Source organism: Ochrobactrum teleogrylli, from assembly GCF_006376685.1.
GTDB classification, from domain to species: domain Bacteria; phylum Pseudomonadota; class Alphaproteobacteria; order Rhizobiales; family Rhizobiaceae; genus Brucella; species Brucella teleogrylli.
This window is the reverse complement of the sequence record NZ_VEWL01000001.1, coordinates 549396-573276: the sequence shown is the minus strand read 5'-3', so window position 1 is coordinate 573276 and position 23881 is coordinate 549396. Positions and strand designations below refer to the sequence as shown.

Here is a 23881-nt window from a genome sequence, read left to right as displayed (position 1 = left end):
CCCGCAAGAGAGTTCTGCCTTAATGCTTATGCCTGCAGATAGTGTATCAAAACGAAATCCGGCGTTTGCCGTCCCAACGGCTGTTTGAACGGCCACGGCACCAATGTGTCAGGTGACGTCATCCTGGGCTATGATGCCGCCTTCGCCTTCGAGGATCGCTATGCGTTTGGCTTCGGAGGCGGTGAATTTCAAGCGAACGCCAACTCCGCGTTCATCTTCCGGGATAAAAACTGCGCCGAGATCTTCCAGCGCGCTTTGTAGCTGATTGATCGTTTCAGCGGACGGCTTGTCGATCTTTCGTTCAAAATCTTCGATAACCGATGCATCCACCTTGGATAGTTTGGCGAGGTTATCGCGTGAAATCTCGACGAGCGCGCGGCCTGCTCGACACAATGGGCCTGTCAGCATTTTTAACCTCCATGTTTTAGCTGCGGGAATTGAACCGTGAGTCTGACGCGGGAACAAGTCGGATCACGCGGTGGATTCCCGTCAGGCCGCCGATCACTTAGTCGTGGTCGTCATGATCGCGATCGGACGGTGTCTGCGTGCGGGCGAGATTGCCTTTTGAGAAAGTATAGCCGGTCTCAACCGCATTCAGCCCGAACTTGTTGCGCAGGCGGTCAATCGCGGTTTCGGCGACGGCGCGCTTTGTGGCCTGCGTGTCCACCAGATCCGGCGGGTCGGCACGGTCGCTTGAGGACAGCTCGCTGACACCGATTCCAAGCAGCCGGAATTTGGTGCCGTCCAGCTCCTTTTCCAGAAGCTGCAATCCATGGCGGAAAATGCGGTCAGCCAGCTGAGTCGGGTCCGAAAGCTGGCGATTGCGGGTGCGCAGCTTGAAGTCCTGCGTCTTGAGCTTGAGGACAACCGTGCGCCCGGCAATTTCACCTGCTTTGAGCCGTCGCGATACTTTTTCTGCAAGCGCACGCAAAACAGGCACCAGATCGGCCGCAGTGGAAAGATCGGTGCTGAAGGTCGTTTCCGCCGAAACGCTTTTCATATCATGTTCCGGCTCGACCCGTCGGCTATCCTGCCCCCGCGACAGGCGATAGAGACGCTGGCCCATGGTGCCATAGGCCTTCATCAGCCCGCCTTCATCCATCGTCTGGAGCTGGCCTATGCTACGGATGCCGTCGCTTTGCAGCTTGGCCGCAAATGCTTTGCCGACGCCCCAGATCATGCTCACCGGCTTATCGCGCAGAAAATCGAGCGCCTCGGCTTCTCCAATAACGGAAAACCCGCGCGGCTTTTCCAGATCGGAGGCCACCTTGGCGAGATATTTGCAATAGGACAGGCCGATGGATGCGCTGATTCCAATCTCGCTTTCCACGCGCTTGGAAAAGCGTGCGAGAACCACGGCGGGCGGTGCCTTATGCAGTCGTTCCGTGCCACTGAGATCGAGAAACGCTTCGTCAATGGAAAGCGGCTCAACCAATGGGGTGAGATCACGCATCAGCTGGCGCACTTCGCGCCCCACGCGGGCATATTTCTCCATATTAGGCTTGATAACGACCGCCTCGGGACAGGCTTCCAGCGCCTTGAACATCGGCATCGCCGAACGCACACCATGAATACGGGCGAGGTAACACGCTGTCGAAACGACGCCGCGCTTGCCGCCGCCGATGATGAGCGGTTTGTCGCGCAATTCAGGATTATCGCGCTTTTCAACAGAAGCGTAGAAGGCGTCGCAATCGATATGCGCCAGCGTCAGCTTGTACAATTCCGGATGTCGCACCAGGCGTGGGCTGCCGCAGGAAAAACACCGGCGCACCGAAGCACTCTTCTGTAGCGACAGGCAGTCGCGACATAAGCCTTGCTCCGAACTGTTTCCGGCGAAATTCTCAACCATCGTCCACATGCGCAGCTTCGTCGTCTGGCCCAGCTTCGACTCGATGAAGCCTGCTCAAACGAACATAAAAGGAACATGCTTTGTATATCACCAATCCCGCGCCACGCCACTGGCAGAGGCGCGCGCAACCGTCGTGCTCTTGACATTGGCAGCGATATCACCAAGTTTAGTGTTATGAACAACCGTTTCGCCGCCATACCCCATCGGGTTCAACCGATCGCGGGATAAAGGCCCTCGAGTCCTGCCTAGCGCAGAAGGACTCCGGGGGATGGTTCGTCGCTTGCCTCAAGCGAATTCGACAAGCGCTTTCATGAAAACATCCCAATAATCCGCTTCGAGCCATCATGCTCGGAGATATTTATCTTTTATAACAGTGAGCTATCGCCATGAGCGTCAAGAATCGCAAGAAGCCCAATATTGTCGTCAGCGACGTCGATTACGAGCGCCTGATGGGGCTGGCCAACAGCGTCGCCGAGCAGCACGAGGAAATCGCCGACGAGCTGATGGCCGAACTTGACCGCGCCAAGGTCGTGCCCGCCAAGCGGCTGCCGCAAAATGTGGTGCATATGGGTTCGGTGGTCGAATTCCGTTCCAATGACGGACATGAGCGCCGCGTGACGCTGGTTTATCCGGGCGAGGCGGACATTGCACAGGGCAAGGTTTCGATTCTGACCCCGATTGGCACGGCACTGATCGGGCTTGCACCCGGCCAGTCGATTTCATGGACCGCACGCGACGGGCGGGCGCATGAACTGAACGTTATCAATGTGTCCGCGGCGGAAGAGGTCGTCACCGGGCCGACAGCAGCCTGATTTCAGCTCAAAAACAGGGCGGTGTCTGTCGAATCAGTCGGCGCCGCTCTGCAAATGCTGGCCCACACCGCCGGGTAAGAAGGACGCCGCTTTCTGGATGATTGACGGATCGCGCCCGGTTTCTTCGCAAAAGCGCATCAGCGTTGGCTCGTGGCTTAAGAAAAACTGGAGCACACCAGCCAGAAAGCCCGGCTCACGCGCTGCCTGACGGATGGACGAGGCTTCGATGCCCGTCAGCGCAAGAAAGCGCGGGAGTAAATCCTTGTCCTGCGCAAGCCAGGCCAAAGCTTCAATGGCGAGACCCTGCGCTTCTGTTTCGTTCATAAGCGTTTTCATCGTCACCTCCATTTCAGCCGATCCATGCAGCCGCCACGCGGGCCTGCAATTGTTTTCATATAAGATGCAGGTCCTTGTAGCGACAACGGAATTATTTGCCTTTCGTCAATGAAATGAGGTTAAATCATAGAGTGGACCGAGGGGAATGTCGGTGCACACACTGTTTGGTGTCAGCCAATGCCAGTAGATGAATGAATAATCGGGCCGGGCAGTTGCCCCAGGGAAGTTTCGATGACGAAAAGCGTAATGATCGTCGAAGACAACGAATTGAATATGAAGTTGTTTCGCGATCTTATCGAAGCCAGCGGATACGAAACGATCCGGACACGAAACGGTCTCGAGGCGCTTGATCTCGCACGCGAACACCGGCCAGATCTCATTCTCATGGATATTCAGCTTCCGGAAGTCTCAGGTCTGGAAGTGACCAAGTGGCTGAAAGACGATGAAGAACTGCGCCATATTCCGGTGATAGCGGTCACGGCTTTCGCCATGAAAGGCGACGAGGAACGCATCCGGCAGGGCGGATGCGAGGCCTATATATCCAAGCCAATTTCTGTTCCGAGATTTATAGAAACGATAAAGTCTTATCTGGGCGACGCTTAGGCTCGACCAGGCGAGGGGGATCATGACTGCCAGAATTCTCGTCGTCGATGATGTGGCTTCCAATGTGAAGCTTCTGGAAGCAAGGCTGCTTGCTGAGTATTACGAAGTTGTCAGCGCTTATAACGGATCAGATGCCTTCGAAATCTGCTTAGGCGGGCAGATTGACGTTGTCCTGCTCGATGTTCTCATGCCGGGCATGAATGGCTTCGAAGTTTGCCGCAAGCTGAAGGACGACCCGCGCACGTCCAATATTCCTGTGGTCATGGTGACATCGCTTGACCGCCCGGAAGACAAGATTCGTGGGTTGGAGGCGGGTGCAGATGATTTTCTCTCCAAGCCGGTCAACGATCTCCATCTGATGTCGCGTGTGAAAAGCCTCGCCCGCCTGAAGCTGGTCTCGGACGAGTTGTTTCAGCGCAGCAACAGCGTGGCCGATGCCGAGGTGGAGGCGCTGCTTTCAGCCAAGGTTTCTGGTTCCGGTCCGAACTTGCAGGATGCCGCCCGCATCCTCGTTGTGGACGAGGATGAAACGGCGGCAGCACGGTTGCGCGTTATTTTGGGCGAAACCTATCGGGTCGATATCGCCACAGACGCCAATGCCGCTCTCATCAAGGCCATCGAGGCGGATTATGACAGCATCGTCGTTTCGGCGGCTTTCACCTATTACGACCCGCTGCGCCTCTGCTCCCAATTGCGCACCATCGAGCGTACCCGACTGGTGCCGATCATCCTGATTGTGCGGGAAGACGAGGGCGCGCTTGTCGTTCGCGCGCTGGAGCTTGGCGTTAACGATTATCTGATGCGCCCGCTGGAAAAGCTGGAGCTTTTTGCGCGGCTGCGTACGCAGATCAAGCGCAAGTGCTACAATGATCTGCTGCGGCAGAGCCTGAACCGCTCGATCACCATGGCGGTAACGGACGATCTCACGGGGCTGCACAACCGCCGCTATCTCGATACGCATATGCCGGTGCTTTATAGCCGCGCCACAGGCCGGGAGCGCCCGCTGACGGTCATCATGATCGACTTCGACTATTTCAAGCGCGTCAACGACCAGTACGGGCATGATGCTGGCGACGATGTCCTGCGCGAATTCGCATCGCGCCTGCGCAAGAATATACGCGGCATGGACCTGATGTGTCGCTATGGTGGCGAGGAGTTCATCGTCGTGCTGCCGGATACGGATTTGCAGGCTGGTGCAGCCGTTGCAGAGCGTATCCGCACCTCTGTGGAGGCAGTGCCTTTCTCGGTCGCTAGCGGGCGCCACAAGGTCAATATGACGATCAGTGTCGGTCTGGCTGGCTTGCGCCTGATCGGCGACAGCGTCGAAGCGCTGTTCGACAGAACCGATGCAGCGCTTTATCTCGCAAAAAAGAATGGGCGGAATCGGGTGGTCGCTTCGGCTGCCTGAATGTTTTGATAAACGACGGATCAAAAACAAAAAGCCGTCTCGTGAGAGACGGCTTTTTTGATTCCGGTCACCGCATGGGCAACGCGGGAAACGAATTACTTGATCTTCGTTTCCTTGAACTCGACGTGCTTGCGCGCAATCGGGTCGTACTTGGTCTTTGTCATCTTTTCCGTCATCGTGCGGCTGTTCTTCTTCGTAACGTAGAAGAAGCCGGTGTCAGCGGTCGACAAAAGCTTGATCTTGATCGTCGTAGCCTTGGCCATATCGAAATACCTGCTCTTTAACTTTGCCGGAGCATCACCTTTTCGGAAACCGGACCCGCTTATCGGGCTCCCATTCTCCGGGGTCATACTCTATGGATGGTAACCGCCAGCGATTCCGGCAATTCACCCGGCAGCGGAAATTCGCCGCATAACTACGGATTGGGGCCGAAAAGTCAAGTCCGCTTCTTTCTGAAAAGCAGTCTTCCTGCTGCAAAGATCGCATATGCGGCAAAAAATACCCCAAGCGTCCACGAAAAACCTGCCGGGCCGAAAGCATCCATGCCGACACCCACGGCCTGCGGGCCTGCCAGCATGCCAATTGCATAGCAGAACACGAAGGCGGCATTGGCCGACGCCAGTTCGCGGCCTGTGAGTTCGGAACCAAGATGCGCAAGACCGACCGTGTAGAGACCAGCCACCACGCCACCCCACAGGAACAGCACGCCCGCCATCAGATACCAGTGTTGCATCAGATAGGGCAGCGCGATCATGCCGATGAGGCCGGTGACTGCACAGAACAGCAGAAGCTTGCGGCGGTCGGAAATCTTGTCGCTGATGATGCCAAGCGGAATTTGCAGCAGCACATTGCCGAGACCGATCATCGTCAGCAACAACGCAGCATCCGCTTCCGGATAGCCAATACGCGCGCCAAAGACCGGGAAAAGCGCAAAGCCGCCTGTTTCCACGGCACCAAAGACGAAGACCGCCATCGTCGCGGTTGGCACGGCGAAGATAAACGGCAGGAAGGGAACATGTTCACCTTCCTCGAAATCCGGGCTGTCGCGCCAGGCAATTGTCACCGGGATGAGCGCAATCATGATGATTGCGAATCCAACGAAGAATGGTAGGCCACCGGCGCTGCCGATCTTTGAGAAAAGCCATGGTCCGAGCGCGAAACCGAGCGAGAGCGACGTGGAATAGATCCCAAGCACCAGTCCGCGTTTTTCCGGCGGTGCTGAGGCATTGATCCAATATTCTGACAGGACGAACAGCACCGTCAGTGCAAAATGCAGCACGATGCGCAACGCGAACCACGCCCAGAGCGGCTGGAAAAAATGAAAGCCGAGGAAGGCAATACCGCCGATGACGAGCATCAGAAAGATGGCTCTGACCACGCCGAGCTTTGCCGCAATCGGAGCGGCGAGGGGGGCGGCGGCAATCGAGGCAAGCCCGGCAACAGCGGTATTGGCGCCGATAAGGCTTGCCGAATGACCGCGGGCTTCCAGCAGCACGCTCAAAAGCGGAATGCCCAGCCCGATAGCCGCACCCACCGCGCTGATGGTCGCAATGGCCGCAGCAAGCGAACGCCAGTGCATCTGGCCTTCCTGCGGAAGAGCGCCGTTCACGCCTTCCGTGCTTGTTTTGGCAGAAGCACGGTCGGTTGCTGGAATTTCTGTATTCATCAGGTCAGATCACTTCACGGACAAAGCGGCCGTGCCGCACACGGTATTGCACCACCGGAAGGGCCGCAGGCAAATCAAGGCGTGTTTCAGCCAGTAGATTTTGTGCTTCCTCCAGGATGATCTGGGTAATGCGAGCGAGATCGAGTTTGCCCACATCATCGATCGATACCCAGTCGAGATTTTCCAGTTCACCGCTTGGTGCGAGCTTTTGCTTGCCGAATTCCGGCAGGCTGTCGCAAAATGCGATGAAGAAGCGTGTATCGAATCGACGGACATGTTCCGGCGGGGTCACGGCACGCGCAAAATAGCGCAGGCTGGACAAAGCGGGCAGGGCGCCCTGGCCGAGAAAGGCCCGCCAGTCCTGATGATTGGCCGCGGGGCCAAACGGCGGTTCAGCCGAAGAATCGCTGTTGACCGGATGCGCCACACGGAGACCGGTTTCCTCGAATGTTTCGCGGATGGCGCAGAGGCCAAGCGCGCGGGCGCGACGCATCGAGGGGCGGGAACCCATGCCATTCAGAAGTTTCAATGTGTCGTCGTGGCTGAGTTCGCTCGAAGCTGAAATCGCGCCGTCAATTGAATCGGCACGGCCGCCAGGAAACACGAATTTTCCCGGCATGAAGGCAAGGCTGTGATGGCGCTTGCCCATCAGCACGCAAGGCTTGCCGGATGAACGGTCGATCAGAAGCAGCGAGGCTGCGTCGCGCGGGCGCAGCACCTTCTTCTTCTGTTCAGCCAAGGGCGTGGAAACTGTCACGGTCATGATAGCCGGATCAGGTCACGTCGCCGTAGTCGCCTTCGCCTTTGCCCCCGAAACCATGCATGTAAAGCGCCCATTGCAGGCCGATGGTTGCCCCTTTGAGCGGCTGGAGCAGCATGAGCGACAAAATGACTGTCAGCGGCCCCCAGATCGCCATATGCGCCCACAGCGACAGATTGGTCGTGGCTTCCACGCCCATGAAAGCGCCGACCACGATGTGACCGACAACCAGAATCGTCAGATAGGCCGGAAGGTCATCAGCACGCTGTTCGGTATAATCCTCGTTACAGAAGGAACATTTGGCGACCGGCTTGACGAAAGCGCGGAAAAGCTTGCCCTCGCCGCAATGCGGACAGCGGCAGCGGAAACCGCGCCACATGGCCTCACCAAGCGGGCGCTTGGGATGGGCTTTTCTGCTGGTTTCGCCACCGAAAACCTGAATGTTCTGCGCGGAATTGGCCTCAAGCGTGCTCATTACCGACCTCTCTTCTTGTGACGCGGGATGCCCGAGGGCTTGCCCTTTCGTCCGCGCATCGTCCGGGTTGCCTTGTGATGCGAGCGCGTCGACATCGGCAGGGGATGCGGTTCCGATACCATCTCAAAACGAAGCGCGCCCGCAACGGGGAGCGCCTCAACCAGCCTGACCGTGACAGTATCACCGAGGCGGAAGCCTTTTCCGCTTCTTTCTCCGGCAATCGCATGGTTGGCTTCGTCATATAAATAGTATTCATGACCCAAAGTTGAAATGGGCACCAGTCCATCCGCGCCATATGTCGCAAGGTTCACGAAAAGACCGGCCCGGGTAACACCCGTCACGCGACCTTCATACTCGTCACCGAGATGTGAAGCGAGGAAATGCGCGATCAAACGATCCACGGTTTCACGTTCGGCCAGCATGGCGTGGCGCTCGGTTGAGGAAATCAGCGCGGAGATTTCCTCAAGGCGCGCTTCCTCATCGGTCGTTATTCCGTCCTTGCCAAGCCTCAGCGCCTTGATCAGCGCGCGATGCACGATCAGATCGGCATAACGGCGGATTGGTGAGGTGAAATGCGCATAGCGGCGCAGATGCAGCCCGAAATGCCCGATATTGTCAGGGCTGTATATGGCCTGGCTCTGCGTGCGCAGCACGACCTGATTGACCAGTTCCTGATGATCGGTGTCCTCGACAGCCACCAGAATACGGTTGAACTGCGATGGTTGCAGCGGCCCGCCCTTGGCGAGATTGAGGTCGAGCGTGCGCAGAAATTCGCGCAGGCTTTCCTGCTTGGCAAGCGCCGGCTCGTCGTGGATGCGGAAGATCAATGGCTGACGATGATCTTCCAGTGTTTCAGCTGCCGCGACATTGGCCTGAATCATGAACTCTTCGATGAGTTTGTGCGCATCGAGACGTTCCGGCACGATCACCTTGTCCACCTTGCCATCCGGCGTCAGCAGGATTTTCTTTTCAGGGAGATCGAGTTCCAGCGGCTCGCGGGCGTCCCGCCCGCGCTTCAACACCGCATAAGCAGCCCAAAGCGGCTTCAGCACGCTATCGAGGATCGGTGCCGTTTTGTCATCTGTCGCGCCGTCAATGGCGGCTTGAGCCTGACCATAGGCAAGCTTGGCGGCAGAGCGCATCATGATGCGGTGAAACTTGTGCGATTTCTTTCTGCCGTCTGCGGCAAAGACCATCCGCACAGCCAAAGCCGGGCGGTCTTCCAGCTCGCGCAGCGAACAGAGATTGTTCGATATGCGCTCCGGCAGCATCGGCACAACCCGGTCCGGGAAATAGACGGAATTGCCGCGCTTCAAAGCTTCCCGGTCCAGCGCCGAACCGGGGCGTATATAGGCCGCCACATCGGCAATCGCCACGATAACGATCTGGCCACCGGGGTTTTCCGGGTCGGTATCCGGCTCCGCATAGACGGCGTCGTCATGGTCCTTGGCGTCGGCCGGGTCGATGGTGAGAAGCGGAACCGCGCGCCAGTCTTCGCGGCCATCGAGCGTCGCGGGCTTGGCATCTTCGGATTCGCGGATCACCTCATCCGGGAACACATGCGGAATTTCATGTTCGTGGATGGCGATCATCGACAGCGCCTTTTCGCTATCGATGGAACCAACCACCTGTCGGACCTTGCCACGCGGCAGCCCCTGACGGCGCGACGAGATCAGTTCGACTTCCACCAGATCGCCGCTTTCGGCATTTTCCAGTTGGGCAGGGTCAAGCTGCACTTCCGCCTGCTTGCGATCCACAGGCTCCAGCCGCCACTCGCCATTGCCAAGCTTGCGTACAACGCCCAGCACCGCATCGGTGCGGTGTTCGAGCCGCTTCATCACGCGCGCGGTATAGTCCGGGCCGTCGCGGTCTTCATTGCGGAAAATCTTTGCGAGAACGCGGTCGCCGACACCGACCGCGGGACCACCTTCGGACGCCTTGTTAAGCCGCGTGCGGCGCACCAGCACCACGGGAGGCTTGCCATAGGCGGCCTCGTCCCATTCGGCTGGACGGGCCAGCAAGCCGCCATCCTCGTCGCGTCCCGTGACATCCAGTACGGTGACGCTTGGCAATGAGCCGGGACGTGAAAGCTTGCGTGCACGCTTTTCGACAAGACCGTCATCGGCCAGTTCGCGCAACAGGTCTTTCAGATAAACCCGTGCATCGCCCTTGATATTGAATGCCTTGGCAAGTTCACGCTTTCCAGCGCGATCAGGATTTTCCTCGATATATTTGAGGACTTCCTCACGCGTCGGCAGAAAGGCATGCGGATCACCCGTATGCGCGTCCGATTTTGCCTGTGCTGCACGCCGTTCGGTCCGTGCGGATCGACCGGAATCGGGTTTAGGAAAACGACGTGCCAATTGTTACTCCTCTGCCGCTGCGGCCTTCTTAGCCTTCGGAGCGGCTTTTGCCTTTGCGGGCGCTTTCTTTGCTGCCGGCTTTTTGGCTGCGGCTTTCTTTTCTGTACCGGCGGCAGATTTGCGGGCAGGGGCTTTCTTGCCCTTGGTCGAGCCAGCCTTTTCGGTGATCAGCGCCAGCGCTTCTTCCAGCGTGACACTTGCCGGGTCCTTGCCCTTCGGCAAAGTCGCATTGACCTTGCCCCAGTTCACATAAGGACCATAGCGTCCGTCGCGCACCGTGATCGACCCTCCATCCGGATGGTCGCCAAGCGTTGCCAGCGCCGCAGGTGTCGAACGCCCGCGACCGCCCTTCGACTGCTTGTCTGCCAGCACCGAAACGGCGCGGTTGAGACCAACCGAGAACACCTCCTCGGCATTTTCCAGATTGGCGAATGTGCCGTCATGGCTGACATAAGGCCCATAACGCCCGATGCCCGCTGAAATCATCTTGCCGGTTTCCGGATGCTGGCCCACATCGCGCGGCAGCGACAGCAGGGCCACAGCCTTTTCATGGTCGACCGTATCCAGCGTCCAGCCTTTCGGCAGGCTGGCGCGCTTGGCTTCCTTGCCTTCGCCACGCTGGATATAGGGACCAAACCGGCCTGTCCGTGCAGTGATTTCCTCACCCGTAAACGGATCTTTGCCGAGCGACTTCGGTTCGTCGGCTGCTGCTGCCTCGCCATTGGCTTCGCCACCGAGCTGGCGGGTGAATTTGCACTCGGGATAGTTGGAGCAGCCGACAAACGCGCCATACTTGCCAAGTTTCAGCGACAGCACGCCGGTGCCGCAGGTCGGGCACGAACGCGGATCGCTGCCGTCTTCGCGAGCGGGGAAAGCCAGCGGCGCCAGTTCCTCGTTCAGCGCATCAAGAACATTGGTAACGCGCAGTTCCTTGATGTCATCGACCGAGCCGGAGAAATCGCGCCAGAAATCACGCAGCACGTCTTTCCAGGAAAGCTTGCCATCGGAAATGAGATCGAGCTTCTCTTCAAGGCTCGCCGTGAAATCATATTCGACATAGCGGTCGAAGAAGCTTTCAAGGAAAGCCGTGACCAGACGGCCCTTCGGTTCCGGGATCAGCTTGCGCTTGTCCATGCTGATATATTCGCGGTCGCGCAGCGTGGCGAGCGTGGCGGCATAGGTCGAAGGACGACCGATGCCCAGCTCTTCCATCTTCTTGATCAGCGAGGCTTCCGAATAGCGCGGCGGCGGTTCGGTCGAATGCTGGGTGGCATCGATCTTTTCGCGCGCCAGCGCTTCGCCGCTGCGAATCTCCGGCAGCTTTGCGCTGTCCTCGTCGTCGTCCTCTTCCTCGCGATGATCCATATAGGCTGCAAGGAAGCCGTCAAACTTCGTCACCGAGCCATTGGCGCGCAGCATTGCCGAGCGCGAACCATTGACGGCTTCAATGTCAGCCGTGGTGCGCTCGATATCGGCGGCCTGCATCTGGCTGGCGATAGCGCGCTTCCAGATCAGCTCATAAAGCCGCGCCTGATCTTCATCGAGATAACGGCGCACTTCCTTCGGATGACGCGAAAAATCGGTCGGACGAATGGCTTCGTGCGCTTCCTGCGCGTTCTTGGCCTTGCTGGAATAATAGCGCGGCTTTTCCGGCACATATTTTGCGCCGAATGTGTCGCCGATGGCCTGACGTGCGGCAGTGATCGCTTCCGGTGCCATCTGCACGCCGTCGGTACGCATATAGGTGATGAGACCGGCAGTCTCGCCGCCGATATCCACGCCTTCATAAAGGCGCTGCGCCACCTGCATGGTACGCGACGCCGAGAAACCGAGCTGGCCGGAAGCGGCCTGCTGCAAGGTCGAAGTGGTGAAAGGTGGTCCGGGATTGCGCTTGGTCGGCTTGGCTTCGACCGAAATAGCCTTGAAGCTTGCGCCTTCCAGCATAGTGCGGATGCCAGTTGCCTGTTCGCCATTCTTGATATCAAGCTTGCCGAGCTTTTTGCCGTCCACGGCGGTCAGCCGCGCGGTGAAGCTGTCACTGCGCGGCGTCTTCAAAAGAGCGGCAATGTTCCAGTATTCTTCGCGAATGAAGCGTTCGATTTCCGACTCGCGGTCGGCGACGAGGCGCAGGGCGACCGACTGTACGCGACCAGCCGAACGTGCGCCGGGCAGCTTGCGCCACAGAACCGGCGATAGCGTGAAGCCAAAGAGATAGTCGAGCGCACGGCGCGCAAGATAGGCATCGACCAGCGGCTCGTCGATATCGCGCGGATTGGCGATGGCGTCGAGAACGGCCTTCTTGGTAATGGCGTTGAACGCGACGCGCTTGACCGTCTTGCCCTTCAGCGCCTTTTTCTGATTGAGCACTTCCAGCACGTGCCAGGAAATGGCTTCACCTTCGCGATCCGGATCGGTTGCGAGAATGAGGCCATCGCTGTCTTTCAGCGCCTTGACGATATCTGACAGTCGCTTGGAGGAATTGCCGTCCACTTCCCACGACATGGCAAAATCTTCGTCGGGCCGCACCGAACCATCCTTGGCTGGCAAGTCTCGCACGTGACCAAACGATGCCAGAACCTTATAGTTCGAGCCCAGATACTTATTGATAGTTTTCGCCTTGGCAGGCGATTCGACAACAACGACGTTCATTTAAAACAGCCCAGATTCGCGCCCCGCAGAGGCGTTTTGCCTCCCAACCGCGTCATATTTGTTGCCTTCCACATGAACAGAGGGCGACGTTTGGTCAAGAGTGCGAGACAAAAAATCGCGAAATACAACTATAAATAGTGATTGCCAGATATGTAACTTTTGGTAGATTTGGAGCCAAATATGGTCGGAGCGTTCATAATTTGCATAGTGATTTTCTAATAAAGCTACTTGCTTATTTGTTGGGGGCAGCATGAAGCAACGTCGTGAAGATAATCCTGAGACCCTCGTATATATAGAACAGATGCTGGGCGAACTTGGGAAACTGGCAAAGAAGACAGACAATCCCTTATTGGCTTACATGATTCAAATGGCTTCGGAAGAGGCGAAGGATCTGATTGAGGGGAAGCGAAATCATTAAAGGAACGGGCGGGGCACAGATTACCCCTCGGGGAGGAGGGCGATCTGATTGCCGGGATAGCGCACAAGGCGTCCCGCCAGATCAAGTTCCAGCAGAATAAGCTGGACCTGACTGGCTCCAATGCCGGTGTGACGGACAAGACTATCGATATCGACCGGGCTTGGACCGAGAACGTCCACAATGCGGTAACGTTCCTCATCCGTCATGAGCGCGGGCAGTTCATCCAGCGGTTCTTCCAGTTGATGGTTACCGTCAGCCTGCGGAATTTCGGCGCTAAAAAGATCTTGCGGCCGCAAGATAGGATTGAGTGCCTCGATCACATCTTCCACGCCGGTGACCAGTGTTGCGCCTTGTTTCAGGAGCGCATTGGTGCCACGGGCGCGTGGGTCCAGCGGTGAGCCGGGCACGGCGAAAACCGTGCGGCCCATTTCGCCCGCCATCCGCGCGCTGATCAGCGAACCGGAGCGTTCCGCCGCTTCCACAACGATCAGGCCGAGCGAAAGCCCGGCAATGATGCGGTTACGGCGCGGAAAATCGCGGGATCGCGGTTCTGCGCCCATCGGCATTTCGGTGATCAAAGCGCCGTCATGTTCGGGGATTGCGCGGTATAGCGGCAGGTTTTCAGGCGGGTAGGGGCGATCCAGCCCTCCAGCCAGCACGGCAACCGTGCCGCTCGTCAGGCTGGCCTTGTGTGCGGCGGCATCAATGCCACGCGCGAGGCCGGAAATCACGGCAAAGCCCGCATCGCCGAGATCACGCGCCAGTTTCTCCGTGAAGCGCGCACCCACAACAGAAGCATTGCGCGAGCCGACAATGGCAACGGGTGGCTTGCGGAACACGTTCTCACCGCCCTTGATGATCACCAAAGGCGGCGGCGCTTCGCAGTTCTTCAGTTGCGCGGGATAATCCGGTTCGCCCATGCCGACGAGGCGAGCGCCATGGCGCTCGATTGCCTCCAGTTCTCGCTCGGCATTTTCCATCGGCGTAATGCGAAGTGGTCTGGTGCTGCCGCCCCGGATGTTGAGATCGGGCAGCCTCTCCAACGCATTGGCGGCGGAACCACAAAAAAGGATAAGGTCGCGAAAGGTAACCGCACCGATATTGTCGGTACGAATAAGGCGCAGCCAGTTCAATCTCTGGCGATCTGAGAGGCGAATTCCGGTTTTTGAATTCGCACCCTCCATCACCCCTTGGCTCCGATCCGGCTTTCGGTGCCGTTCAGAAGCCGCTTTATATTGGCGTGATGCTTAAAGAAGATGATCACTGTCAGCACTGCAAACAGGCCCGCAATGGCGTGGTCGCCTTTGAAATAAAGGCCAATCGGCACGATGACACTGGCCAGAAGCGCGGATAGCGACGAATAACGCGTGACAATTGCGGTTACGATCCAGACAGCGGCGAAGATCAAGGCGCCGGGCCATGCCAGGCCGATCAGAATGCCGAGATAGGTGGCAACGCCTTTGCCGCCCTTGAAGCCGATCCATACCGGAAAGAGATGGCCGATAAAGGCGCCAAAGCCCGCAGCAATCGCGGCACCTTCGCCATAGCGCCAGGCGATCAGCACGGCAAAGGTGCCCTTCAGCGCGTCGAGAATAAGTGTCGCGGCGGCGAGTTTCTTGTTGCCGGTGCGCAGCACATTGGTTGCGCCGATATTGCCCGAGCCGATGGACCGCACATCACCCAAGCCCGCCAGTCGGGTGAGGATCAGCCCGAAAGGAATGGAACCGAGGAGATAGCCGAATATTAGTGTCGCAACGAGCACGAGATTAAAGAAACCGGTTTCGGCCATATAGATTCCCTCTGGCTTTTATTGTCATCCGTGGTCCCGAAAAGAATTCCCCTCCCGGGACCGTGGATTCTTATGCCGAATAAACGGTCTTGCCGGCGACTATAGTGCGGACAACGCGACCCTGAAAGCGGGCGCTTTCAAAACAGCTGTTCTTCGAAAGCGAATGCAGCTCTTCCTCCCGCACAATCCACGGCTCGTCGAGATCGACAATGGCAAGATCAGCGGAAGCGCCGGGCTTGAGCGTGCCTGCATCCAGACCGAAAATCTTCGCTGGGGCGGTAGACAGCACTTCAACCAGACGCAGCAGCGGGATGCTGTCATTGTGATAAAGACGAAGGGCTGCGCCCAGAAGCGTTTCCAGGCCGATGGCTCCGGCTTCTGCATCCGCAAAAGGCAGGCGCTTGGTGTCCACATCCTGCGGATCATGCGCGGAGACGACAATATCGATGGTGCCGTTCTTGACCGCCTCGACCATGGCAAGCCGGTCCTGTTCACTGCGCAGCGGCGGCGACAGGCGGAAGAAGGTGCGGAACTCGCCAATATCGTTCTCATTGAGCGACAAGTGGTTGATCGACACACCTGCCGTCACCTTGGCGCCAAGGTCCTTGGCACGGCGCATGGCATCTGCCGACATGGCGCAGGAAAGCTGTGCCGCGTGATAATTGCTGTTGGTCAGCGCGGCGAGGCGCAGATCGCGCTCCAGCGGGATGACCTCGGCTTCACGCGGACTTCCGGACAGGCCGAGCCAGCTTGCGAACAGGCCTTCATTCATCACGCCATTGGCACCGAGATAAGGATCGCGAGTTTCACAGGCGATGACCGCGTTGAAATCGCGGGCATAGGTCAGTGCGCGGCGCATCAGCTGCGTATTGGCTATTGTCTGACGGCCTTCGGTGAAGGCGACCGCACCGGCATCGCGCAACAGACCGATTTCAGTCATTTCTTCGCCGTGCAGCCCCTTGGTGATCGCAGCCGCCGGGTGCACATTGACAACGGCTGTATCGCGGGCAGTGCGCTTGACGAACTCCACCAGTGCCACATCGTCGATGACCGGATCGGTATCCGGCATCATGATGATAGAAGTCACACCACCGGCGGCAGCAGCGCGGCTGGCTGAAGCAATGGTTTCGCGGTGTTCCGCGCCCGGCTCGCCGATAAACACCCGCGAATCGACCAGACCGGGCAGAACTGCCTTACCGTCCAGATCGATGATTTCCGCGCCTTCCGGCGCGCCCTGATTGCGGGCATCCGCTCCGGCGGCAACGATCTTGCCGTCGCGGATCAGCACGCTGCCGGTTTCATCGAGACCGCGCGACGGATCGACGATGCGCGCATTTTCAAACAGAACGGCGCTCATGCTGCTTCTCCGTTGCTTGGATTTCGGCGCGGATCGAGTAGGGCTTCCATCACGGCCATGCGCACGGCAACGCCCATTTCCACCTGCTGCTGGATGACGCTCTGCGGGCCATCGGCGACATCCGAGGCGATTTCGACGCCACGGTTCATCGGACCGGGATGCATGACGAGCGCGTCAGGCTTGGCGTGTTTCAGTTTTTCCTTATCGAGGCCGTAGAAGCGGAAATATTCACGCACCGACGGCACGAAGGCACCTGCCATGCGCTCGCGTTGCAAGCGCAACATCATGACCACATCGGCGTCTTTCAGACCTTCCTCCATCGAGTTGAAGACTTCGACACTCATATCCGCCATGCCGGAAGGCAGAAGCGTGGATGGCGCGACGACACGCACGCGCGCACCGAGGGCGTTGAGAAGCAGAATGTTGGAGCGCGCCACACGTGAGTGGAGCACATCGCCGCAAATGGCGACAATCAGGTTTTCGATCTGGCCTTTGGCGCGACGGATCGTCAGCGCATCCAGCAGGGCCTGTGTGGGATGCTCATGCGCGCCGTCGCCCGCATTGACGACCGAGCAGCCGACCTTTTGCGCGAGCAGGGCGGCAGCTCCGGCAGAGGCGTGACGGATGACCAGAATATCCGGTTGCATCGCGTTCAGCGTCATCGCCGTATCGATGAGCGTTTCGCCCTTCTTGACCGACGAATTGCCGACCGACATGTTCATCACGTCGGCACCGAGCCGTTTACCGGCCAGTTCGAACGACGATTGCGTTCGCGTCGATGCTTCGAAGAAAAGATTGATTTGCGTGCGACCGCGCAGCACGGACTTTTTCTTCTCTGGCTGCCGGGATACGGCGATTTCCTGATCGGCAAGATCGAGGAGGCAGAGAATGTCCAGGGGCGATAGCCCCTTGATACCAAGCAGGTGGCGGTGAGGGAAAAGCGGAGAGACCGGTTCTTTTATCATGGCAAGTCACCCGTATAGGACCATAGCACTAAGCCCGCAACCGTCCTTATAACGGCATCTGCCGATTCCCCAAGAAAAACCTGTGTCGTTTGAGCGACAAATTCGGGAATGGATGGCAAATTTTTAGCAAATGCGGTGCAAGACGGTTAAGTTGAACAAAACGAACAGCACGGAATGAGCCTTTGAAAACGCACGAAGTCACCAACCAGACGCCGCCCATGACGGGCACCAATGCATATCTGGGCGATCCGCTTCTGATGCAGATTGCGGCTCGTTTTCCAAAAGAGCTCCACAATGAGCTGGAACAGACAGGGCGTTTCGTGCTGTCGGCGGAAGCGCAGGATCTGGCGCGACTGGCTAATACGGAACTGCCAAAGCTGCGCACCCATGACCGGCAGGGCAACCGTATCGATCTGGTCGAATATCACCCGGCCTATCACGCACTCATGCGCCGCTCCATCGCGCAGGGCCTGCATTGCTCGATCTGGGAGGATAATCCGGCAGAGACCGGTCGCCGTCATCAGGCGCGCGCCGCACGCTTTTATCTCACCGCACAGCTTGAAGCCGGGCACCTTTGCCCACTCACCATGACAAGCGCCTCGCTTGCGGCATTGATGGGCGCGCCGGACATCTACAAAGAGTGGTCTCCGGCGGTCCTGTCGCGCAAATACGACTTTTCTCAAAAGCCCGCGCTCGGCAAAAACGGCGTCACGCTCGGCATGGGCATGACGGAAAAGCAGGGCGGCACGGATGTGCGCACCAACACGACCCGCGCGACAGTCAATGAGGAGGGCACCTATACGATCACCGGGCATAAATGGTTCATGTCCGCGCCGATGTCGGATGCGTTTCTGGTTCTGGCGCAGGTCGATGAGCAGCTTTCCTGCTTTCTGGTTCCGCGCCTCACTTCGGAAGGTAAAGGCAACGGCTTTGCCTTCCAGCGGCTCAAGGACAAGCTCGGCAACAAGTCCAACGCCTCTTCGGAAGTCGAGTTCGACGGCGCCATCGGCCAGCTGATCGGCAATCCGGGCGAGGGCGTAAAAACCATCATGGACATGGTAACGCTGACACGGCTTGATTGTGCCGTTGCATCGGCAGGCCTGATGCGCTCCGGTCTGGCGGAGGCGGTGCACCACTGCCGTCACCGCGAGGTCTTCGGTAAGTCTCTGATCGAACAACCTTTGATGAGCCGTGTTCTGGCCGATATGGCGCTGGATGTTGCTGGTGCGACAGCGCTTTCCATGCGCCTTGCCCGCGCCTTTGACATGGCGGCTGGTGATCGCGCCGAAGCTGCTTTCGCCCGCTGCATGACGCCGGTGGTGAAATATTGGGTGTGCAAGATTGCGCCCGCCTTGCTTTACGAAGCCATGGAGTGTCTTGGCGGCAACGGCTATATCGAAGACGGCAATCTGGCCCGCGCCTATCGCGAAGCGCCGGTCAACGCCATATGGGAAGGTTCTGGCAATGTCATGGCGCTGGATGTGGCGCGGGTGCTGTCGCGTGCGCCCGGTCTGTTTGACGAAGTGCTGGAATGGATCGGCGGACAACTTGGCCAGCGCGGGCAGGGCACCATCGACGTTCTGCGCGCTGCTTTGCAACTGACGGAAAGCGATCAGGGGGTTGCCCGTCTTCTGACGGAACAGCTTGCCTATGCGGCTGCGGCGGCGGAATTGCGCCAGCTCGGCGCGGACGACATTGCTGATGCCTTCATCGAAACCCGGCTCGGCGGCCAGTGGCGCAGCACCTATGGCATGCTCGATGCGCGCCATGATGCGATGCGCATTCTCGACCAGCTTTATCCGGCGTCGTAATCGTCATCGGCTTCCGACCGCCTGATCAGATGCAGGCGGTCGAGCGCGCCTTGCAGGATGAAGGCAGCAGCAGCCGAATCGATGCGTTCGGCGCGCTTGCCGCGTGATACATCCATGCCGATCAGCGCGCGTTCAGCGGCAACGGTGGACAGCCGTTCATCCCAGAACACGAAGGGCAGATCGGTCAGCGGCTGCATGGTGCGCACGAAAGCGCGGGTTGCCTGAACACGGGGACCGGAAGTGCCGTCCATATTCATAGGCAAGCCGATCACGATCACGCCGACCCTATCCGCCTCCAGCGCCTTCAAAAGCGTTTGCGCATCCAGCGTGAATTTCACGCGTTTGATGACCGGACGCGGATTGGCAAAGGAGAAACCGAGGTCCGATACGGCGACGCCTATGGTTTTGGTGCCAAGGTCCAATCCGGCAATCGTCTGACCGGGCTTCAGCAGCGCCGGGATTTCCTCGATTTCAACGATAGCCATAAGTCCTCATCGGAATTTGAAGTGGTCTTCATATTGCTTTCAACTTTATGGGCGTCATATCTGTTCTCAACCCGGAAATCGAGATCGAAGGAGAATCGTCATGAAACTGACCTGGCTTGGCCATGCCGCCTTCCGCATTGAAACCGCAAAGGCGGTCATCCTCATCGATCCGTTCCTGAACGGCAATCCCGGGGCAAAAGGCATCGACTTCAAGGAAGCGACCAAAGGCGTCACCCATATTGCACTGACCCACGGCCACGGCGATCACATCGGCGACACGGTTGCCATTGCCAAGGAGCATGGCGCGACGGTTATCGCCAATGCCGATCTGGCAAGCTGGCTCGGCACACAGGGCGTTGAAAAGCTCGAGATGGGCAACACCGGCGGCACGCAGTCGCATGACGGCTTCACCGTCACCTTTGTCAATGCGCTGCATTCCTCGGCTTTTCTGACGGAAAACGGTGTTTCGCAGGCGCTTGGCAACCCGAACGGTCTGGTGTTCCACTTTGAAGACGATCCTACGCTTTATCACATGGGCGATACGGATATTTTCTCCGACATGGCGCTCATCCACGAGTTGCACCAACCGGAAATCGGCATTGTGCCGGTTGGCGACCGCTTCACCATGGGCGGTGCGGTGGCGGCTCTGGCCTGCCAGCGTTATTTCAACTTCAAGACCGTGTTGCCCTGCCATTACGGTTCTTTCCCGATCATCGACCAAACCGCGGAAAAGTTTGTGGCCGGTATGGCCGATCATCCCGGCACGAAGGTTCTGGCAGATCCTGCCGGCACCGTTCACAGCTTCTAATCCCTGTTGAAGCGCCAAGAAATGTTGCGCTTCAACAATCGCGCCGTTATAGCCGTAGCAAAGAACCTTCAGGGTGGCGGGTCGCCGCCCTGATACAGCATTTGCGGAGAACAGAATGTCCGTCGATATTTCCACCGTCAAACGCGTTGCGCATCTCGCGCGCATCGCCGTCAGCGAAGACGATGCCGAGCGCATGACCGGTGAACTCAATGCAATTCTGGGCTTTGTCGAGCAATTGAACGAAGTCAATGTTGACGGCGTCGAGCCGATGACCTCGGTGACGCCGATGAATATGCGCCTGCGCGACGACAAGGTGACCGATGGCGGCATCGCCGATGCCGTGGTTGCCAATGCGCCAGTCACGGAAGACAATTTCTTCGTCGTTCCGAAGGTCGTGGAGTAAGCCATGGCCGTTCGGGTTTCCATCGAGACCCCATTGCAGGACGACGTGCGCGAGCTGGTCGAGCACCTGAACGCGCATATGCTGCCGCTGTCGCCACTGGAATTCCAGTTCAAGATGACAGTTGAGCAGATGGCGGAGCCGGATACCACGGTTTTCGTGGCCCGCGACGAGACGGGCAGGGCTGTCGGTTGCGGCGCTTTGAAGCTGCACGAAGACGGCATCGGCGAATTGAAACGCATGTTCACCCGCCCGGAAGTGCGCGGCAAACGTGTGGGGTCTGCTCTCGTGGATGCGATTGTCGATGCGGCAAACGCCAAAAACGTTTCCCGCCTTGTGCTCGAAACCGGGACGGGCCCCGGCTTTGCCGGTGCCTGGCGGCTTTATGAGAATTCGGGTTTTACGCGCTGCGGTGTGGTTCTGGACTATCCGGACTCCGAATACAGCGCCTTTTTTGAAAAGCGTCTCTCTGAGGCGCACTGACAGGATTTGACGATGAGCGAACTGACCGCACTGACCATTGCCGAAGCGCGCGACAAGCTGAAGGCCAAGGCCATCACCGCGACCGAGCTGACCGATGCCTATCTGGCCGCTATCGACACCGCCAATGAAGCCATCAATGCCTATGTGACCGTTACGCACGATCAGGCGCGTTCCATGGCCAAGGCCTCGGATGAGCGCATCGCCAAGGGCGAAGCGGGCACGCTGGAAGGCATCCCGCTCGGCGTGAAAGACCTGTTCGCAACCAAGGGTGTGCATACGCAGGCTTGCTCGCATATTCTCGACGGCTTCAAGCCGGAATATGAATCGACCGTCACCGCCAATCTCTGGGCTGACGGCGCGGTCATGCTGGGCAAGCTCAACATGGACGAATTCGCCATGGGCTCGTCCAACGAAACCTCCTATTATGGCTCGGTCAAGAACCCGTGGCGCGCCAAGGGTTCCAATGCCGATCTGGTGCCGGGCGGTTCGTCCGGCGGTTCGGCTGCTGCCGTCGCCGCACAGCTTTGCGCCGGCGCCACCGCGACCGATACGGGCGGCTCGATCCGCCAGCCTGCAGCCTTCACCGGCACGGTCGGCATCAAGCCGACCTATGGACGCGTGTCGCGCTGGGGCACGGTTGCCTTCGCTTCGTCGCTCGATCAGGCTGGTCCGATTGCCCGCGACGTACGCGATGCCGCTATTCTGCTCAAGTCCATGGCATCGCTCGACCTGAAGGACACCACCTCGGTCGATCTGCCGGTGCCGGATTATGAAGCCGCCATCGGCAAGTCGCTGAAGGGCATCAAGATCGGCATTCCGCGGGAATATCGCGTCGATGGCATGCCGGGCGAGATCGAAGAACTGTGGCAGAAGGGCATCCAGTATCTGAAGGATGCCGGTGCCGAGATCGTCGATATTTCGCTGCCGCACACGAAATATGCGCTGCCTGCTTATTACATCGTCGCACCGGCGGAAGCTTCGTCCAACCTCGCGCGCTATGACGGCGTGCGCTATGGCCTGCGTGTGCCCGGCAAGGACATTGCCGACATGTATGAGCAGACCCGCGCGGCCGGTTTCGGCAAGGAAGTGAAGCGCCGTATCGTGATCGGCACCTATGTGTTGTCAGCTGGTTATTACGACGCCTATTATCTGCGCGCCCAGAAAGTTCGCACGCTGATCAAGAAAGACTTCGAGGACGTTTTCGCCAAGGGCGTGCACGCAATCCTCACGCCTGCGACGCCGTCGGCTGCATTCGGCCTTGCCGATGAAGACCTAGCTAACGATCCGGTCAAGATGTACCTCAACGACATCTTCACCGTGACTGTGAACATGGCCGGTCTTCCGGGCATTGCAGTGCCTGCTGGCATCAACGGGCAGGGCCTGCCGCTCGGTCTTCAGCTGATTGGTCGCCCGTTCGAGGAAGAAACCCTGTTCCAGACAGCCCACGCTATCGAGCAGGCCGCCGGACGCTTCACTCCGGCCAAATGGTGGTAAAAGTCGAAACTGCAATTCGCCGGGGATTGTATCGGCCCGAAAATCGAAGTCGATTTTCGGAAAGCACGATGCAACACTCAAAAGATATCGAGCGTCCTTTGTGCGTCCTTTCGGACGCACGGCGCTCGATGGCCGGCGAATTTGTTTTCATGGCCGCTCTTGCGGTCAGGGCGTGGGAAATCCCTGCCAAGACAGGTCCCTTAAGCGATCAACGTCGTGCAGAGCTGGAAGCGAATTTCCTTGGTTATCTGCATGAAAATGCCGATGGCGTTTTGGTTGCGGAGCTCGACGGAAAAATCCTCGGCTGGGGCGCTCGTGTTCCTGGCAGCAATTATATCGCCGATCTCTGGATCGATCCGCCCTATCACGGACAGGGCATCGGCAGACGCATTCTCGACGCGCTGATGGCGCAAATTCTGCTGGATGGCTTCGATTCAGTAACGATTGGCACACATGCCGATAATCTCCCGGCCATCGGCCTTTACGAGAAAATGGGCTTTCGCATCGAGTGGCGCGGCGAAGAAGCTTCTGTCAGCATGGGCCGTGTTGTTGAAAAAGTGCGTATGCGCGCAACGCTTTGAAACCCCTTGGAGTGCACCCCTTCTGTTGCCGAACAGTCCGGCGCGCCTATCCTTCTCTTGAGAGTTCCAGTTTTTCTGAGGAGGAGGGCCATCATGTGGATCATGCTGACGGATGTGAGTGGCGAAAAGCTCGCGATCAATTTCAACCACGTTCTATCCTATAATGCCTACGGTACTGGCACACGCATTCTGACGATGAGTGCGGACCAGACCTTCTTCGTCAAGGAATCGCTGGAAGATATTGAGTCGCGCCTAGGTATCAACGTGAAAGCGTAAAAATCTTTCTTTTCAGTCAGTTGAAATATCTGGCTCAGATATAAATAAAGCGGCGGTTGGCCAAAACCAACGCGCCGCTCTCTGTTCATGATA

The 23881-nt window shown here is 58.3% G+C and carries 25 protein-coding genes; 11 read left to right on the top strand and 14 right to left on the bottom strand.

From position 1 onward, the window contains the following. Nucleotides 1–108: 108 nt before the first annotated feature. Entirely contained in the window at nucleotides 109–408 is a 300-nt protein-coding gene (locus FIC94_RS02480) for a hypothetical protein (RefSeq protein ID WP_109367334.1), read from the bottom strand. Between the two features lie 97 nt (nucleotides 409–505). Next, entirely contained in the window at nucleotides 506–1849 is a 1344-nt protein-coding gene (locus tag FIC94_RS02475) for a DNA polymerase IV (protein ID WP_140024027.1), read from the bottom strand. Nucleotides 1850–2235: 386 nt separating this feature from the next. Between FIC94_RS02475 and rnk the strand changes: the two genes are divergently transcribed. After that, nucleotides 2236–2661: a nucleoside diphosphate kinase regulator gene (rnk, locus tag FIC94_RS02470; RefSeq protein ID WP_140023801.1), complete on the top strand. Its 426-nt coding sequence runs from the start codon at nucleotides 2236–2238 to the stop codon at nucleotides 2659–2661. Between the two features lie 33 nt (nucleotides 2662–2694). Here the strand turns inward: rnk and FIC94_RS02465 are convergent, their stop codons facing one another. Next, nucleotides 2695–2997 carry a DUF3572 domain-containing protein gene (locus FIC94_RS02465; protein WP_140023800.1) on the bottom strand — a complete coding sequence of 101 codons (303 nt, stop codon included), beginning with the start codon at nucleotides 2995–2997 and terminating at the stop codon, nucleotides 2695–2697. 231 nt (nucleotides 2998–3228) lie between these two features. Between FIC94_RS02465 and FIC94_RS02460 the strand changes: the two genes are divergently transcribed. Then, nucleotides 3229–3600: a response regulator gene (locus tag FIC94_RS02460; protein WP_007878616.1), complete on the top strand. Its 372-nt coding sequence runs from the start codon at nucleotides 3229–3231 to the stop codon at nucleotides 3598–3600. A 22-nt stretch (nucleotides 3601–3622) separates the two neighbouring features. After that, nucleotides 3623–5008, top strand: a complete 1386-nt coding sequence (locus tag FIC94_RS02455; protein WP_140023799.1) for a PleD family two-component system response regulator — start codon at nucleotides 3623–3625, stop codon at nucleotides 5006–5008. A 95-nt stretch (nucleotides 5009–5103) separates the two neighbouring features. Here FIC94_RS02455 and rpmG read toward each other — a convergent pair whose 3' ends face one another. The 6 genes from rpmG to topA form a co-directional block, all read right to left on the bottom strand. Then, on the bottom strand, nucleotides 5104–5271 hold the full coding sequence (gene rpmG, locus FIC94_RS02450) for a 50S ribosomal protein L33 (RefSeq protein WP_002966024.1): 168 nt from the start codon (nucleotides 5269–5271) through the stop codon (nucleotides 5104–5106). Nucleotides 5272–5444: 173 nt separating this feature from the next. Continuing rightward, on the bottom strand, nucleotides 5445–6587 hold the full coding sequence (locus FIC94_RS02445; protein ID WP_140024026.1) for an MFS transporter: 1143 nt from the start codon (nucleotides 6585–6587) through the stop codon (nucleotides 5445–5447). A gap of 91 nt (nucleotides 6588–6678) precedes the next feature. Continuing rightward, complete coding sequence (locus tag FIC94_RS02440) at nucleotides 6679–7437, bottom strand: NUDIX hydrolase (RefSeq protein WP_109367338.1); 759 nt, start codon at nucleotides 7435–7437, stop codon at nucleotides 6679–6681. Between the two features lie 10 nt (nucleotides 7438–7447). Then, the gene (locus FIC94_RS02435) at nucleotides 7448–7909 is read right to left on the bottom strand and encodes a DUF983 domain-containing protein (protein ID WP_140023798.1); all 462 of its coding nucleotides are present in this window, start codon (nucleotides 7907–7909) and stop codon (nucleotides 7448–7450) included. Then, nucleotides 7909–10272 (bottom strand): ribonuclease R, encoded by a 2364-nt coding sequence (gene rnr / locus FIC94_RS02430; RefSeq protein WP_140023797.1) that lies wholly within the window; start codon nucleotides 10270–10272, stop codon nucleotides 7909–7911. The genes FIC94_RS02435 and rnr overlap by 1 nt, the downstream gene beginning before the upstream one ends. 3 nt (nucleotides 10273–10275) lie before the next feature. Continuing rightward, complete coding sequence (topA, locus tag FIC94_RS02425) at nucleotides 10276–12921, bottom strand: type I DNA topoisomerase (protein ID WP_140023796.1); 2646 nt, start codon at nucleotides 12919–12921, stop codon at nucleotides 10276–10278. Between the two features lie 250 nt (nucleotides 12922–13171). On the opposite strand from topA, the gene FIC94_RS22345 reads away from it, so the two are divergent. Next, on the top strand, nucleotides 13172–13339 hold the full coding sequence (locus FIC94_RS22345; protein WP_167836084.1) for a hypothetical protein: 168 nt from the start codon (nucleotides 13172–13174) through the stop codon (nucleotides 13337–13339). Between the two features lie 20 nt (nucleotides 13340–13359). Here FIC94_RS22345 and dprA read toward each other — a convergent pair whose 3' ends face one another. From dprA to FIC94_RS02405, 4 genes are all read right to left on the bottom strand, one after another. Continuing rightward, on the bottom strand, nucleotides 13360–14526 hold the full coding sequence (gene dprA, locus FIC94_RS02420) for a DNA-processing protein DprA (RefSeq protein ID WP_140023795.1): 1167 nt from the start codon (nucleotides 14524–14526) through the stop codon (nucleotides 13360–13362). Then, on the bottom strand, nucleotides 14523–15128 hold the full coding sequence (plsY, locus tag FIC94_RS02415) for a glycerol-3-phosphate 1-O-acyltransferase PlsY (RefSeq protein ID WP_140023794.1): 606 nt from the start codon (nucleotides 15126–15128) through the stop codon (nucleotides 14523–14525). The genes dprA and plsY overlap by 4 nt, the downstream gene beginning before the upstream one ends. A 70-nt stretch (nucleotides 15129–15198) precedes the next feature. After that, a complete protein-coding gene (locus FIC94_RS02410; RefSeq protein WP_140023793.1) occupies nucleotides 15199–16485 on the bottom strand; it encodes a dihydroorotase in 1287 nt (428 codons plus the stop codon). Beyond that, a complete protein-coding gene (locus tag FIC94_RS02405) occupies nucleotides 16482–17450 on the bottom strand; it encodes an aspartate carbamoyltransferase catalytic subunit (RefSeq protein WP_109367345.1) in 969 nt (322 codons plus the stop codon). Before FIC94_RS02405 ends, FIC94_RS02410 begins: the two co-directional genes overlap by 4 nt. Nucleotides 17451–17632: 182 nt before the next feature. Between FIC94_RS02405 and FIC94_RS02400 the strand changes: the two genes are divergently transcribed. Next, nucleotides 17633–19261 (top strand): acyl-CoA dehydrogenase family protein, encoded by a 1629-nt coding sequence (locus FIC94_RS02400; protein ID WP_140023792.1) that lies wholly within the window; start codon nucleotides 17633–17635, stop codon nucleotides 19259–19261. On the opposite strand, the gene ruvX is transcribed toward FIC94_RS02400, so the two are convergent. Beyond that, a complete protein-coding gene (ruvX, locus tag FIC94_RS02395) occupies nucleotides 19246–19746 on the bottom strand; it encodes a Holliday junction resolvase RuvX (RefSeq protein ID WP_109367347.1) in 501 nt (166 codons plus the stop codon). The genes FIC94_RS02400 and ruvX overlap by 16 nt on opposite strands. A gap of 100 nt (nucleotides 19747–19846) precedes the next feature. Here ruvX and FIC94_RS02390 point away from each other — a divergent pair, with 100 nt between their 5' ends. The 6 genes from FIC94_RS02390 (at nucleotide 19847) to FIC94_RS02365 (ending at nucleotide 23788) form a co-directional block, all read left to right on the top strand. After that, nucleotides 19847–20554, top strand: a complete 708-nt coding sequence (locus tag FIC94_RS02390) for a metal-dependent hydrolase (protein WP_140023791.1) — start codon at nucleotides 19847–19849, stop codon at nucleotides 20552–20554. 115 nt (nucleotides 20555–20669) lie between these two features. Further along, complete coding sequence (gatC, locus tag FIC94_RS02385) at nucleotides 20670–20957, top strand: Asp-tRNA(Asn)/Glu-tRNA(Gln) amidotransferase subunit GatC (protein WP_078336964.1); 288 nt, start codon at nucleotides 20670–20672, stop codon at nucleotides 20955–20957. A gap of 3 nt (nucleotides 20958–20960) precedes the next feature. Continuing rightward, nucleotides 20961–21437: a GNAT family N-acetyltransferase gene (locus FIC94_RS02380; RefSeq protein ID WP_121538338.1), complete on the top strand. Its 477-nt coding sequence runs from the start codon at nucleotides 20961–20963 to the stop codon at nucleotides 21435–21437. 12 nt (nucleotides 21438–21449) lie between these two features. Continuing rightward, complete coding sequence (gene gatA / locus FIC94_RS02375; protein WP_109367350.1) at nucleotides 21450–22931, top strand: Asp-tRNA(Asn)/Glu-tRNA(Gln) amidotransferase subunit GatA; 1482 nt, start codon at nucleotides 21450–21452, stop codon at nucleotides 22929–22931. A 68-nt stretch (nucleotides 22932–22999) separates the two neighbouring features. Further along, the gene (locus FIC94_RS02370; protein ID WP_235891938.1) at nucleotides 23000–23512 is read left to right on the top strand and encodes a GNAT family N-acetyltransferase; all 513 of its coding nucleotides are present in this window, start codon (nucleotides 23000–23002) and stop codon (nucleotides 23510–23512) included. Between the two features lie 93 nt (nucleotides 23513–23605). Then, complete coding sequence (locus FIC94_RS02365) at nucleotides 23606–23788, top strand: hypothetical protein (RefSeq protein ID WP_109367351.1); 183 nt, start codon at nucleotides 23606–23608, stop codon at nucleotides 23786–23788. The last annotated feature ends 93 nt before the right edge of the window (nucleotides 23789–23881 follow it).

Excerpts from the sequence above, each read along its gene's own strand:
- FIC94_RS02480 (WP_109367334.1), bottom strand. The coding sequence starts at position 408 with ATGCTGACAGGCCCATTGTGTCGAGCAGGCCGCGCGCTCGTCGAGATT.
- FIC94_RS02475 (WP_140024027.1), bottom strand. The coding sequence starts at position 1,849 with ATGGTTGAGAATTTCGCCGGAAACAGTTCGGAGCAAGGCTTATGTCGC.
- rnk (WP_140023801.1), top strand. The coding sequence starts at position 2,236 with ATGAGCGTCAAGAATCGCAAGAAGCCCAATATTGTCGTCAGCGACGTC.
- FIC94_RS02465 (WP_140023800.1), bottom strand. The coding sequence starts at position 2,997 with ATGAAAACGCTTATGAACGAAACAGAAGCGCAGGGTCTCGCCATTGAA.
- FIC94_RS02460 (WP_007878616.1), top strand. The coding sequence starts at position 3,229 with ATGACGAAAAGCGTAATGATCGTCGAAGACAACGAATTGAATATGAAG.
- FIC94_RS02455 (WP_140023799.1), top strand. The coding sequence starts at position 3,623 with ATGACTGCCAGAATTCTCGTCGTCGATGATGTGGCTTCCAATGTGAAG.
- rpmG (WP_002966024.1), bottom strand. The coding sequence starts at position 5,271 with ATGGCCAAGGCTACGACGATCAAGATCAAGCTTTTGTCGACCGCTGAC.
- FIC94_RS02445 (WP_140024026.1), bottom strand. The coding sequence starts at position 6,587 with ATGCACTGGCGTTCGCTTGCTGCGGCCATTGCGACCATCAGCGCGGTG.
- FIC94_RS02440 (WP_109367338.1), bottom strand. The coding sequence starts at position 7,437 with ATGACCGTGACAGTTTCCACGCCCTTGGCTGAACAGAAGAAGAAGGTG.
- FIC94_RS02435 (WP_140023798.1), bottom strand. The coding sequence starts at position 7,909 with ATGAGCACGCTTGAGGCCAATTCCGCGCAGAACATTCAGGTTTTCGGT.
- topA (WP_140023796.1), bottom strand. The coding sequence starts at position 12,921 with ATGAACGTCGTTGTTGTCGAATCGCCTGCCAAGGCGAAAACTATCAAT.
- FIC94_RS22345 (WP_167836084.1), top strand. The coding sequence starts at position 13,172 with ATGAAGCAACGTCGTGAAGATAATCCTGAGACCCTCGTATATATAGAA.
- plsY (WP_140023794.1), bottom strand. The coding sequence starts at position 15,128 with ATGGCCGAAACCGGTTTCTTTAATCTCGTGCTCGTTGCGACACTAATA.
- FIC94_RS02410 (WP_140023793.1), bottom strand. The coding sequence starts at position 16,485 with ATGAGCGCCGTTCTGTTTGAAAATGCGCGCATCGTCGATCCGTCGCGC.
- FIC94_RS02405 (WP_109367345.1), bottom strand. The coding sequence starts at position 17,450 with ATGATAAAAGAACCGGTCTCTCCGCTTTTCCCTCACCGCCACCTGCTT.
- ruvX (WP_109367347.1), bottom strand. The coding sequence starts at position 19,746 with ATGGCTATCGTTGAAATCGAGGAAATCCCGGCGCTGCTGAAGCCCGGT.
- FIC94_RS02390 (WP_140023791.1), top strand. The coding sequence starts at position 19,847 with ATGAAACTGACCTGGCTTGGCCATGCCGCCTTCCGCATTGAAACCGCA.
- gatC (WP_078336964.1), top strand. The coding sequence starts at position 20,670 with ATGTCCGTCGATATTTCCACCGTCAAACGCGTTGCGCATCTCGCGCGC.
- FIC94_RS02380 (WP_121538338.1), top strand. The coding sequence starts at position 20,961 with ATGGCCGTTCGGGTTTCCATCGAGACCCCATTGCAGGACGACGTGCGC.
- gatA (WP_109367350.1), top strand. The coding sequence starts at position 21,450 with ATGAGCGAACTGACCGCACTGACCATTGCCGAAGCGCGCGACAAGCTG.
- FIC94_RS02370 (WP_235891938.1), top strand. The coding sequence starts at position 23,000 with ATGCAACACTCAAAAGATATCGAGCGTCCTTTGTGCGTCCTTTCGGAC.
- FIC94_RS02365 (WP_109367351.1), top strand. The coding sequence starts at position 23,606 with ATGTGGATCATGCTGACGGATGTGAGTGGCGAAAAGCTCGCGATCAAT.